Origin of the sequence: Paenibacillus odorifer (assembly GCF_000758725.1) — a bacterium.
GTDB classification, from domain to species: Bacteria; Bacillota; Bacilli; order Paenibacillales; family Paenibacillaceae; genus Paenibacillus_AQ; species Paenibacillus_AQ odorifer.
The window spans coordinates 5,177,173-5,189,784 of sequence record NZ_CP009428.1 but is presented as its reverse complement, the minus strand read 5'-3'; the positions used below and the strand labels follow the sequence as shown (position 1 = coordinate 5,189,784).

Genomic DNA, 12,612 nt, shown 5'->3' with positions numbered 1-12,612 from the left:
ATCAGCAGGAGGGTTATATGAAAATTGATATAATTGGTGCAGGTTCACTCGGGCTGCTGCTGGCAGGGAGATTGATCCAAGCCGGGAATGATGTGAGACTGTGGTGCCGAGGGATAGAACAATGCCAACGATTAGGGCGTGATGGCTTAACGGTTACCTACGAGGATGAACACGAGCCGATAACAATTTCGGAAGATCAGTTTGTATCCGCGCCAATAGGGGAGTTCGCTGGTGCTTATCTGGAAGAGCCGAGTGATTGGATCGTGGTGACGGTTAAACAGAATACTCTACATAATGATTTGCCTGAATTTCTATCCCTACTTAAGGAAGAGCAAGTACATATGATATGTTTTCAGAATGGTACAGGACATATGGAGATGTTGGGGGGCTTGTTGCCGGACGCCACTTTATATGTAGCTGTGACTACGGAGGCTGCGAAGCGCAAATCATTAACTGAGGTCATTCATGCAGGAGCAGGGGAGGTGTGGATAGGAAAATGGAGCTCAGGGGATGGACAAGCTCATAGCATACATAATGATTTAAAAGCGAATAATTTAATAGAAGTTCTCATAATGGCAGGATTCGCAGCCTTTTTGTCGAATGAAGTGGATACCATGATTTACCGGAAGCTCTTGATCAATGCCGTTATTAATCCACTCACGGCGATTTGGCGTATTCCAAATGGGGAGCTGCTGTCTTCAGAGCAACGCCTCCAATTAATGAAGGAAGTTTTTGAAGAAGCAACAATGGTGTATGATTTCTGTGAAATTACTTATGATAAGGATGCTTGGGATAACATCCTTCAGGTTTGCCGGTTAACGTCTGGCAATATTTCATCTATGCTGGCAGATGTACTTGCTTCAAGAACCACAGAAATTCGTTGGATCAATGGAAGTCTTGTAGAAATGGCAGAACGATCTGGAGTGTCGGCACCATTAAATCGCTGGCTCTGCCAATTAGTAGAAGGTATTGGGGTATGATCTCTGGGGAGAGGTGAAGCTATGGGACTGCTGATGGATTCGGTTATTACTTTAAGCGTTATTCCGATTGTGCCGTTTTTGATTGTTTTTTTCATTGGAAAAGGCTTAAAAAAAGATAAAAAGAAAACTTTTATGCTCGCTATGGACGTGACCACATTTTTTTTATTATTGTCGGTCTCCGCATTGTTTAATAACATCTTTAATTCCGGTTTTGGGTTTTACCTTATACTAATTATTGTATTAATATCCGCTGGACTGATTGGCGGAGCTCAAAATCGGATGAAAGGAAAGGTAGATGGGAAGCGGTTATTTCGGGCAGTTTGGAGACTTTCGTTCTTTTTTATGAGCGTCGGATATTTATTATTTATGTTTGTTGGGCTAATTACCTACATATCACAAGCGATGTAACGTTCCACTGCTTCGGTGAAGCGTCAACGTCACAAAAGTTTAAAGTTTTAAAAAAAAAATATTTTCTGAAAACATTGCACTAGATTTTTTTGACCACTGGTTGTATAATCATAAACCATATACCACATTCTATTTAGGGGGAACTGCTAGATGAAGAAGAGTAAAAGTCTATTGCTAATGATTGCATTAGTACTTGTTATCGGCACAGTGCTTGCTGGCTGCGGCGGAAACAATGCAAACAGCGGCAATAAAGGTAACAATGCTAACACTGGTAACACGGCAACTGGTAATGCAGCTACAGAAGAAAAATTGGCTGCTGACCAAACATTGAGAATTAACCTTAGTTCTGAGCCTCCAACATTTGACCCAGGATTGGCGCAAGATAGCCAAGCTAACACTGTCCTGAAAACAATGTACGAAGGTTTGACTCGCATGAATGATGAAACAGGTCAAGCTGAACCAGGTGTTGCTGAAAGCTGGGAAGTTTCCGCTGACGGTCTGGTATATACTTTCAAACTCCGTGATTCACAATGGAGTAACGGCGATCCTGTAACAACAGAAGATTTCGTTCGCGCTTGGAAACGCGTGCTCGATCCTGCTGCTGCATCTGCTGCGCCTTACGCTTATCAATTGTACTACATCAAAAATGCTGAAAAGTACTACAACAAGGAAATTACTGATTTCAGTCAAGTAGGTGTCAAAGCGATTGATGAGAAAACTCTTGAAGTTACTCTTGAATCCTCCACTCCTTACTTCCTTGGATTGCTTTCCTTCTACACTTATTACCCTGTACACAAATCCATTGAGAGTAATCCTAAATGGGCAACAAGCAAAGATTCTATGATCGTTAACGGTGCTTTCACTCTTACTGAGTGGACTACTGGTCAAACTCTTGTTGTAACTAAAAACGATAAATACTGGGATAAAGATTCCATTAAACTTAGCGCTATCGATTTCTCCCTTGTAAACAGCGGTGCAACTGAACTGCTCAGCTACAAGAACGGTGAATATGATCGTGCGGGCGGACCAACTGGTGAAATTCCATCAGAACAAATTCCAATCGTACAAAAAGAACTTCCTAACGAATTCAGCCGTAAAGGTATTGCTTCCGTATACTACTACGAATTCAATATCACTGAAAAACCATTTACAAACGCTAAAATCCGTAAAGCTCTTGCAATGGCGCTTAACCGCCAAGCTTTGATTGACAATGTAGTTCAAGGTGGACAATTCCCAGCATTCGGTTTTGTACCTCCAGGTATCGCTGGTGCTGATGGTGAATACCGTACAGCAGTTAAAGATAGCTACTTCACTGAAGATCTAGAACAAGCTAAAACATTGCTTGCTGAAGGTCTGAAAGAAGAAGGTATGGATAAACTGCCTACATTCTCCCTGACTTACAACACAAGTGAAGGTCACAAGAAAATCGCTTTGGCGATTGCTGATATGTGGAAAAACAATCTTGGTATCGACGTACAAACCGTTAACCAAGAGTGGGCTGTATTTATTGAAAACCGTCAAAACCTGAACTACCAAGTTGCTCGTGCTGGTTGGACTGCGGATTACAATGATCCAATGACTTTCCTTGATATGTGGGTAACAGGTGGCGGTAACAATGATACTGGTTACGCTAACCCTGAGTATGACAAATTGATCAGCGAAGCTAAAACAAGCACTGACTTGGCAGTACGTCAAGAAAAGTTTGCTGCAGCTGAAAAATTGCTCATCGAGCAAGATATGGTTCTGATTCCTTTGTACTACTACACTAACAACTCCCTGACTAAAGAGTACCTTAAAGGTGTTACTCTTGACTTTAGTGGTGCAATTGACTTGACTCGCGGATACTTGCTTGAGCACTAAGATATTGCTTTAGTAATTACAACAGAATAGTTAGTTGACTGAAGTTGCAGAATACTTCGGGATATATATGTGGAATTCCATATATATCCCTTTTTTTTGTACTCCTGTCTATTTGTTAATTAATGTTATTAATAACATATATAGAAAATAGACAAAAATCCGTTTTTTTCATAAAATCATTATTATGTGTATCAAAAATTGTCGGAGGAGGTGTGATGGGGATGGTTCGTTATGTCGCAAATAAGTTTTTCTATATGTTGGTTTCTCTATTTGTATTGATTTCAGCTACCTTTTTCTTGATGAAAGCTATTCCGGGGGATCCGTTTACTTCTGAAAAGAAGGTACCGCCAGAAATTAAAGCACGTCTGATGGAACAATATGGTCTGGACAAGCCGCTCTCTCATCAGTATTTTAAGTATTTAGGTGATATTATCCAAGGTGACCTAGGTGTCTCAATGAAACGCCTAAATCAAGATGTATCACATTTGATCAGTCAAACCTTTTCAGCGTCGCTGAAGCTGGGACTCGTCGCAATCGTTGTGGCGGTTATTGTCGGAGTATTTCTCGGCATGTTGGCGGCACTCTATCACAGAAAGTTTATTGACAGCGCAGCTATGGTGCTGGCAGTTCTGGGGATTGCGGTTCCGAGCTTTGTAGTCGCGTCATTACTGCAGTACGTATTTGCTTTCAAACTGGGTTGGGTACCGGTTTCAGGTTTTAAAGGGCCAATCTATTATTTCTTACCCGTGGCCGCGCTCTCGGCACAGCCGATCGCCTTTATCGCCCGCTTGACCCGTTCAAGCATGCTTGAAGTTTTGAATGCGGATTATATCAAAACGGCTAAAGCAAAGGGATTGAGCTGGATGGCTATTCTGAGCCGTCATGTACTTCGTAACGGAATTCTACCTGTTGTTACTTATATGGGTCCAATGACAGCTAACATCGTAACTGGTTCGGTTGTTATCGAGCAGATCTTTGGTGTTGGGGGTATTGGTAAACAGTTCGTGGAAGCGATTGGTGTCCGTGACTATACCGTTATTATGGGGATAACCATTTTCTATGGTGTATTACTCATGGTTGCCCGCTTTATTACTGATATTGCTTATGTATTGATTGACCCACGTATGAAATTAAGTGGAGGAAAGGAGGGCTAAAGAGTGGCTACTGAAAATAACTTGCTAAATCTAAAACCGGAAGATTTTCAAAAAGTCGGTGTGGATGAAAAAGAAGCCGAAGTTATCCAGCGTGAGAGTCTCTCTGCTTGGAAAGACTCTTGGCAACGGTTGCGTCAAAATAAAATGGCGATGACTGCGCTCGGTATCCTGGGTTTGATTGTACTTGCAGCGATTTTTGCACCTTTTATCTCGAAATATAACTATTATTCTAATGATTTGATGAGCACCAACAAGCCCCCTTCCTCCGATCACTGGTTTGGAACGGATGATCTTGGTCGTGATATCTTTGTTCGTACTTGGTACGGTGCACGGATCTCCTTGATCGTTGGTCTTGCTGCGGCAGCCATCGACTTGTTCATCGGTGTTATCTACGGAGGCATTATGGGCTTCTTCGGCGGCCGTGTAGATAATATTATGAATAAATTCTCTGAAATTTTGTATTCTATTCCATATTTGCTGGTTGTAATCTTGCTCTTGGTCGTTCTTGAGCCAAGTCTTGGAACAATCATCCTAGCTCTAACCATTACAGGCTGGATTACGATGTCGTGGATTGTGCGTGGAGAAATTATGCAGCTCAAGAATCGCGAATTCGTATTGGCGTCCCGTTCCATGGGTGCTGGTTCTGCGAGACTGTTGTTCAAGCACCTTCTGCCGAACGCGGTTGGTCCGATTATCGTAACCATTACACTGTCTGTACCAAATGCTATCTTTGCTGAGGCCTTCCTAAGCTTCTTGGGTCTTGGTGTACAAGCTCCTGTTGCTTCACTTGGATCGATGATCAATGACTCACTCACCGGCTGGCTGTATTATCCATGGCGCTTCTTGTTCCCTGCGATCCTAATCAGCTTAACAATGCTTTCTTTCAACATTTTCGGTGATGGTCTTCGTGACGCGCTTGATCCTAAGCTGAAGAAATAGGAGGAATATGGATGGAACCTATTTTACAAGTCAAAGATTTGCATATTTCCTTTTTTGTTAAGGGCGGAGAAGTACAAGCTGTCCGTGGTATGAATTTTGAAATTGGCAAAGGCGAAACGGTTGCCATCGTCGGCGAGTCCGGCAGCGGTAAGAGTGTAACTGCTCAATCGATTATGCGTTTGATCCCTTCTCCACCTTCTAAAGTGAAAAAGGGAGAAATTATTTTTCAAGGACAGAATCTGCTAGACAAAAGCATGAAAGAAATGGAATCTATTCGCGGTAAAGATATTGGCATGATTTTTCAAGACCCGATGACTTCTCTGAACCCAACCATCAAAGTGGGCAAACAGATCACTGAAGTTTTGATTAAACATCAGAAAATGTCAGCGGCCGAAGCGAAAAAGCAAGGTATGGAGATGTTGAAATTAGTAGGCATCAAAAATGCGGAGGCTCGCTTTAACCAATATCCCCACGAATTCTCAGGCGGTATGCGCCAGCGTGTAATGATCGCAATCGCGTTAGCTTGCCGTCCGGCTTTGCTGATAGCGGATGAGCCTACAACGGCTCTAGATGTAACCATTCAGGCGCAGATCATGGAAGTTATGAGAGAGATGCAGCAAAAACTAGGTACCTCCATTATTCTGATTACACATGATCTCGGCGTAGTTGCTGGCATGTGTGATCGGGTGATTGTAATGTATGCAGGTGAGGTTGTGGAGACCGGAACAAGATGGGAAATCTTTAAAAATCCACAACATCCATACACCAAAGGTCTGCTGCGCTCAATGCCGCGTCTGGACCAAAAGAAAGGCGAGCCGCTTATTCCGATCATCGGCACACCGCCAGATCTGATCAAGCCGCCGATCGGCTGTCCGTTCACTGCTCGTTGCAATGAAGCGATGCATGTGTGCGAACAAATCGATCCCGGCGCCACAGAATTCAGCGAAACGCATATGGCGCGTTGCTGGAATCTGCATTCGATGGCCAAGGAGGTGCAGTACTCTTGAGTAAGAACCTAATAGAGGTAGAAGGTCTTAAGAAATATTTTAATGTAGGTAAAGGTAAGGTTCTTAAGGCTGTTGATAATATTAACTTCACGATCCGTGAGGGCGAGACACTTGGGATGGTAGGTGAGTCCGGTTGTGGTAAGACTACTGCTGGACGTACGATTCTTCGCTTGTATGAGCCAACTGCTGGAAGTGTGAAATATAATGGTACAGACATTTATAAATTACCTGGAAATCAAATGAAGGCTATGCGCCGTGACATGCAAATGATTTTCCAAGATCCGTACGCATCGCTTAACCCGCGGTTTACGGTTTCTGATATCATCGGCGAGGCACTGGACATTCACGGAATGGCTGGCAGCCGTGCAGAACGTAAGAAACGGATTGAAGAACTGCTGGATATGGTTGGTCTTAATCATGACCATGCAACCCGTTATCCGCATGAATTCTCCGGTGGACAACGTCAACGTATCGGGATTGCCCGTTCGTTAGCGGTTAATCCTAAGTTCATCGTTTGTGATGAGCCGATTTCCGCACTTGACGTATCCATTCAAGCTCAGGTCGTTAACTTGCTTAAAGAATTGCAAGATCGTCTGGGATTGACTTATCTTTTCATCGCGCATGATCTGTCCATGGTTAAACATATCAGTGATCGCGTAGCAGTTATGTACTTGGGTAAAATGGTTGAGTTGGCGGAAAGTGAAGAGCTATATGCAAATCCTATCCACCCTTATACTAAATCCCTATTGTCGGCTATTCCAGTTCCGGACCCGGAAATTGAAGTTAACAAAAAACGTATTCACTTGCATGATGAGCTTGGCAGCCCTATTTATTCTGCTAACGATAAGACCAATGACAGTGACTTTGAATTAGTAGAAGTATCTAAAGGCCACTTTGTCAGCAAAAAATTCGCATAATTTATACTTAGGTTTTCAAAGGCGGGAGCATTATGCTCTCGCCTCTTGTATGTATTTAGGATATTATTTAATGATTTTATAGTATAATTGAACAGTTGGCTGTACCTGTGTTGCTGATATCAAGACATGTTTTGCTTTGACGCGGCTCCTGACTTTGGATACAATCATAGAGAGTTTTTATCAACTTGGATTTACATATAACTGCTTAGTAGAACTGGAGGCACTAGCAAATGAATATTGTAACGGAACCGCTCAAGGGTGGATCTGCACTCTCGCGCGACTATATAGATCATTTTGAAAAGGTTAGTCATTTGTACGGTGGGGATTTCCGCAATAAAGAAAGTAGAAGTAGACGGGCCGATTGGCTAGATAGCAGAGAAAGCCTTCGTGCCGACCGGACTCAGATTGCTGGGTGTCTACGACAATATAATGAAAAGCATAATTCGCATGATGCGGTGATGGCTTCGCTGGCGCTCTTAGAGCAGCCGGGGACATTAGTGGTGACAGGTGGGCAGCAAAGCGGACTATTTACTGGACCCCTGTTAGTGGTATATAAAGCTGCAACTACCATTATGGCGGCAAAAGAAGCAGCTGAACAACTCGGCCGACCTGTAGTTCCTTTATTCTGGATTGCAGGTGAAGATCATGACTGGGATGAAGTGAATCATACGTATGTACTGAATCGTACGCAGGAGATTACTAAGATTAAGATAGAAAAGTCAGAAGAGAAACGCTCCTCAGTAAGTGATATTCGTGTAGAAGAGGAAAGCTGGCAGCAGGTAGTAGAACAGTTAGACGGTCTGCTTCAGGAAAGCGACTTTAAGCCGCAGATCATGGAATTCATTCGCACTTCTTCTTTTAGAGCTGATAGTATGACGGATGCATTTGCCAAGCTGATGGGTTCATTATTTGGTAAATTTGGTCTGATTCTGCTTGATTCTGCTGATCCCAACTTACGTAAGTTAGAACAGCCATTTTTCACTTCGCTAATTATGCAGAATGATGCACTGGAAACAGCGTATATGAATTCTGCTTCTGATATTGTGGGCGCTGGATATGAGCTTCAGGCTGATGTTACAGCTGGCAATGCCAACCTCTTTTATATTCATGAAGGTACACGGCTTCTGCTTCACAAGAAGGACGGAATCTTTACGGATCGCAAGGGTCAGGTATCCTTTACCCGTGATGAATTACTTGAGGAGGTGCAGGCACATCCGGAACGCTTTAGCAACAATGTGCTGACACGTCCACTTATGCAGGATTATGTGCTGCCTGTTCTGGCAACGGTGCTGGGTCAAGGTGAGATTGCTTACTGGGCCATTCCGCGCCGTGCGTTTGAGACCATTGGGGGAGAAATGCCGTTAATTATCCCTAGAATGTCTTTTACTGTCGTAGAAGGTACGCTGCACAAGCATATGGACAAATATCAACTTAGCTTTGAGGATGTAAGACAAGGACTGGATCATAAAAGACATGAATGGCTGGCCGCACAGGATGAGCTCGGGATTGAACGCCGTTTTGAAGAAACCAAAACCTCATTTGCCGCCATGTACGAACCGCTGATTGAGCAGCTTGGAACGGTTCAGGCCGGTCTGCTTAAGCTGGGGAATAACAATAAAGAGAAGATTCTAGATCAGATTACTTTTTTACAGGCGAAAGCCCAAGATGCAATGGCAAAACAGAACGAAGCTGCAATCCGGCAATGGGAGCGAATCGAGCTGTCATTAATGCCACTGGGTAAACTGCAGGAAAGAGTGTACAATATCATGTATTACTTGAACCGGTACGGGCTTGTTTGGCTGGATGAGCTAATGACGGTTGAACCGGATTACAGTGGAACACATCGCATCATTTATATGTAATGGAAGTATCGCTTTCCACAAAACAAAGCGTATGCTTACGAAGCAAGTTTTGTACGAAGTAGATTCAATGTAGTAACGCTCACAAACTTTTAGGAGGTTTCATAATGAGTTCATCTAAACAAAATAGTATCGTGGCTGATATGTCACTCGCACCGGAAGGGCATTTGAAAATCGACTGGGTTCGCCAGCATATGCCGGTACTGAACCGTATTCGTGAGCAGTTTGAAGCAGAACAGCCATTTAAAGGTCTGAAAGTATCGATCACATTGCATTTGGAAGCTAAAACCGCTTATTTGGCGAAGGTTGTCAAAGCTGGTGGTGCAGATGTAACCATTACAGGTTCGAATCCACTTTCTACACAGGATGATGTATGTGCAGCGCTTGTGGAGGATGGAATCACAGTATTTGCTAAATACAATCCGTCTCCTGAAGAATTTAAAGCCCTTAATATCAAGGCACTGGAGAGCAAACCGGACTTGATTATTGATGACGGTGGGGATTTTGCTACATTGCTGCATTCGGAGCGTCCTGATCTGATGGAGAATATTCGCGGGGGTGCTGAAGAAACAACAACCGGGATTATTCGTCTAAAAGCTCTGCAAAAGCAAGGCGTATTGAAGTTCCCAATGGTCGCGGTTAATGATGCCTACTGCAAATATTTGTTTGATAACCGTTATGGCACTGGCCAATCGGCATGGGATGGAATTATTCGCACAACCAACCTTATCGTAGCGGGTAAAACAGTAGTTGTTGTCGGTTACGGCTGGTGTGGTAAAGGTGTTGCCATGCGCGCCAAAGGGCTTGGAGCAAAAGTGGTTGTCACAGAAGTTGATGCGATTAAAGCCGTTGAAGCACATATGGACGGTTTTGAAGTAATGCCAATGCTGGAAGCAGCTAAGGTTGGTGATTTCTTCGTTACAGTAACTGGTAACCGTTATGTAATTCGCGGTGAACATTATGATGTGATGAAGGATGGAGCGATCATGTGCAACGCGGGCCATTTCGACGTTGAAGTGAATAAGCCTGAGTTGTCGGAAAGATCCGTATCCCAACGTACCGTTCGCAAAAATATCGAAGAGTACCAGCTTCGTGACGGACGTAAATTATATCTGCTTGCCGAAGGCAGACTTGTAAATCTGGGTGCTGCTGATGGTCACCCTGCTGAAATTATGGATACAACCTTTGCGCTCCAGGCGCTGTCGCTGAAATATGTAAATGATAATTATAAGAGCATTGGCGTAAAAGTTGAGAATGTTCCTTATGAGCTGGATGAGCAAGTAGCACGTTATAAGCTGGAAAGTCTGGGCATTAACATCGATAGCCTGACTCCGGCGCAAGTGGATTATTTGGACAGCTGGAATTTGAACGATTAATAACTGAACGCATAACAATAAAGTGTATTAACCAGTGTACCTTGAACTGAAGCAACTTTTTTAACAAAGCCATGCAACGGACAAGATTCCGATTGTATGGCTTTTTTCTGTGGAGAAATGTTTTTCGGGAAACGAGCTATCTGATTTAGGAAAAATTTCCTTGGCCAGAAAAAGGTTTTTGATTTTTAATGGCGAATCTATTATGCTTAAGTGGTGAAAAGTGGGGTAAAGTGGGGATTCGGGGATTAGGGGTGGGAAAAAGGATGTTCATGGGAGAGTATCAACACAGCATTGACGACAAAGGCCGAATCATTATTCCGGCTAAACTCCGTGAATTGCTCGGAACCTCCTTCGTGACGACCCGCGGCCTAGACTCCTGCCTGTTTGTTTATCCCATGGAAGAATGGGCAATCATGGAACAAAAGCTTAAAAGCCTTTCGCTGATGAAATCAGATGCCCGCGCATTTAGCCGCTTTTTTTTCTCAGGTGCAACTGAATGTGTTTGGGATAAGCAGGGAAGGGTAAATCTGCCGGCTAATTTACGGCAGTATGCCAAACTGGACAAAGACTGTGTCATTCTGGGCGTTTCGAACCGGGTGGAAATCTGGAACAAAGAGCTTTGGGAACAGTACTTCGAACAGTCCGAGGAATCGTTCAACGAAATCGCTGAGAAATTGGTGGATTTCAATTTTGATCTATAAAACACAATAACGAATACTGTCCTGGAGGGATGCAGCTTGTTTCACCACATCACGGTGCTTAAGGAAGAAGCGACAGAAGGGCTGCACATCAAAAAAGACGGAATCTATGTAGATTGCACTCTCGGTGGAGCGGGACACAGCTCACTTATCGCTTCCAAGCTTAGCGGCGAAGGCCGTTTAATCTGTTTGGATCAAGATGATTGGGCTTTGGAGAACGCAAAAGAAAGATTAGCGGAATACGGAGACAAGGTTGTGACTATTAAGACTAACTTCCGTGATCTGGAGAGTGTACTTAAGGATGTGCCCTTTGTGCCACAAACAGATGGTATTCCCCAAGTAGATGGAGTGCTCTTTGATCTTGGCGTATCCTCTCCCCAGTTTGACGAAGGGGAACGAGGCTTTAGTTACAATCATGATGCTCCGCTGGACATGCGCATGGATCAGTCAGCACTTTTGACGGCTGCTGAAATTGTGAATACATGGTCCGAGCAGGAGATTGCCCGTGTTCTTTTCCAATATGGAGAAGAGAAATTCTCGCGGAGAATCGCTAGAAAAATTGTAGACAGAAGAGAAGAAGCTCCTATTGAGACAACAGGAGAATTAGCAGAACTGATCAAGGAAGGTATCCCGGCAGCTGCTCGAAGAACAGGAGGGCATCCCGCTAAACGTAGCTTTCAAGGATTAAGGATTGCTGTGAATGACGAATTGGGTGCTTTTGAAGAAGGGCTACATAGTGCAGTACGTTGCCTTGCACCAGGAGGCAGAGTATCCGTCATCACCTTTCATTCGCTCGAAGACCGAATTTGCAAGCAAATTTTTAGCAGCTATTTAAGCAGATGTACATGCCCGCCTGACTTTCCGTTTTGCGTATGCGGCGCGAAAGGCACGCTTAAGTTAATCAATCGTAAACCGCTTGTGCCTTCTGAAGAAGAGCTTGAGCTTAATACCCGAGCCCGCTCAGCTAAGCTGCGCATTGCAGAAAAATTGTAATTGACGATAAAGGAGAGTCAGAGATGGCCTATACCCGCGGCAATTTAGCAGTTCAGCCCAAAAGAAAAGAAGAGGTAAACCCCCTTTACCGCGAGAAGACAAAAGTAGTTACCAGACGAAGAGTACTTCCGCTGCAAGAGAAACTTTTGTATATGCTGACGCTAGGAGTATGCGTTCTGGTGGCGATCACCCTGATTTCACGTTACGTCCAAATTTATGATTTGAACTTGCAGGCTCAGAAATTAGATCAGGATATTGCAACAGCCAAGAAGCAGATTTCTACGTATCAGATGGAAAAGCAGAATCTAGAGCAGAAAGTCGCCCAAAAAGCACGGGATCTTGGTTATGTGTCTCCGGATGAGAATGCAACAATCTATATTCCGGCAAGCTCGGCAACGACTCCAGGTGATAATTAGTGAGC

General features: G+C 43.7%; 12 protein-coding genes. All 12 read left to right on the top strand.

The window, feature by feature from the left end:
- Positions 1-17 precede the first annotated feature (17 nt).
- A complete protein-coding gene (locus PODO_RS22735) occupies positions 18-980 on the top strand; it encodes a ketopantoate reductase family protein (RefSeq protein ID WP_038572872.1) in 963 nt (320 codons plus the stop codon).
- 21 nt (positions 981-1,001) lie between these two features.
- A complete protein-coding gene (locus tag PODO_RS22730) occupies positions 1,002-1,388 on the top strand; it encodes a DUF3397 domain-containing protein (protein ID WP_036683696.1) in 387 nt (128 codons plus the stop codon).
- A gap of 150 nt (positions 1,389-1,538) precedes the next feature.
- On the top strand, positions 1,539-3,248 hold the full coding sequence (locus PODO_RS22725) for a peptide ABC transporter substrate-binding protein (protein WP_036683694.1): 1,710 nt from the start codon (positions 1,539-1,541) through the stop codon (positions 3,246-3,248).
- A gap of 221 nt (positions 3,249-3,469) precedes the next feature.
- Positions 3,470-4,402: an ABC transporter permease gene (locus tag PODO_RS22720; protein ID WP_036683691.1), complete on the top strand. Its 933-nt coding sequence runs from the start codon at positions 3,470-3,472 to the stop codon at positions 4,400-4,402.
- A gap of 3 nt (positions 4,403-4,405) precedes the next feature.
- Complete coding sequence (locus PODO_RS22715) at positions 4,406-5,341, top strand: ABC transporter permease (RefSeq protein ID WP_036683689.1); 936 nt, start codon at positions 4,406-4,408, stop codon at positions 5,339-5,341.
- An 11-nt stretch (positions 5,342-5,352) separates the two neighbouring features.
- A complete protein-coding gene (locus PODO_RS22710) occupies positions 5,353-6,348 on the top strand; it encodes an ABC transporter ATP-binding protein (protein ID WP_036683686.1) in 996 nt (331 codons plus the stop codon).
- A complete protein-coding gene (locus tag PODO_RS22705; protein WP_036683682.1) occupies positions 6,345-7,265 on the top strand; it encodes an ABC transporter ATP-binding protein in 921 nt (306 codons plus the stop codon). Before PODO_RS22710 ends, PODO_RS22705 begins: the two co-directional genes overlap by 4 nt.
- A gap of 230 nt (positions 7,266-7,495) precedes the next feature.
- On the top strand, positions 7,496-9,127 hold the full coding sequence (gene bshC, locus PODO_RS22700) for a bacillithiol biosynthesis cysteine-adding enzyme BshC (RefSeq protein ID WP_038572869.1): 1,632 nt from the start codon (positions 7,496-7,498) through the stop codon (positions 9,125-9,127).
- A gap of 101 nt (positions 9,128-9,228) precedes the next feature.
- Entirely contained in the window at positions 9,229-10,500 is a 1,272-nt protein-coding gene (locus tag PODO_RS22695; protein ID WP_170914265.1) for an adenosylhomocysteinase, read from the top strand.
- A 263-nt stretch (positions 10,501-10,763) separates the two neighbouring features.
- A complete protein-coding gene (gene mraZ / locus PODO_RS22690; RefSeq protein WP_036683674.1) occupies positions 10,764-11,201 on the top strand; it encodes a division/cell wall cluster transcriptional repressor MraZ in 438 nt (145 codons plus the stop codon).
- Positions 11,202-11,237: 36 nt separating this feature from the next.
- Positions 11,238-12,191 (top strand): 16S rRNA (cytosine(1402)-N(4))-methyltransferase RsmH, encoded by a 954-nt coding sequence (rsmH, locus tag PODO_RS22685; RefSeq protein ID WP_036683671.1) that lies wholly within the window; start codon positions 11,238-11,240, stop codon positions 12,189-12,191.
- 23 nt (positions 12,192-12,214) lie between these two features.
- Entirely contained in the window at positions 12,215-12,607 is a 393-nt protein-coding gene (locus PODO_RS22680) for a septum formation initiator family protein (RefSeq protein WP_036683668.1), read from the top strand.
- Positions 12,608-12,612 lie beyond the last annotated feature (5 nt).

Bases quoted from the DNA above. Each gene is read 5' to 3' on its own strand.
- PODO_RS22735 (WP_038572872.1), top strand. From the start codon at position 18: ATGAAAATTGATATAATTGGTGCAGGTTCACTCGGGCTGCTGCTGGCA.
- PODO_RS22730 (WP_036683696.1), top strand. From the start codon at position 1,002: ATGGGACTGCTGATGGATTCGGTTATTACTTTAAGCGTTATTCCGATT.
- PODO_RS22725 (WP_036683694.1), top strand. From the start codon at position 1,539: ATGAAGAAGAGTAAAAGTCTATTGCTAATGATTGCATTAGTACTTGTT.
- PODO_RS22720 (WP_036683691.1), top strand. From the start codon at position 3,470: ATGGTTCGTTATGTCGCAAATAAGTTTTTCTATATGTTGGTTTCTCTA.
- PODO_RS22710 (WP_036683686.1), top strand. From the start codon at position 5,353: ATGGAACCTATTTTACAAGTCAAAGATTTGCATATTTCCTTTTTTGTT.
- bshC (WP_038572869.1), top strand. From the start codon at position 7,496: ATGAATATTGTAACGGAACCGCTCAAGGGTGGATCTGCACTCTCGCGC.
- mraZ (WP_036683674.1), top strand. From the start codon at position 10,764: ATGTTCATGGGAGAGTATCAACACAGCATTGACGACAAAGGCCGAATC.
- PODO_RS22680 (WP_036683668.1), top strand. From the start codon at position 12,215: ATGGCCTATACCCGCGGCAATTTAGCAGTTCAGCCCAAAAGAAAAGAA.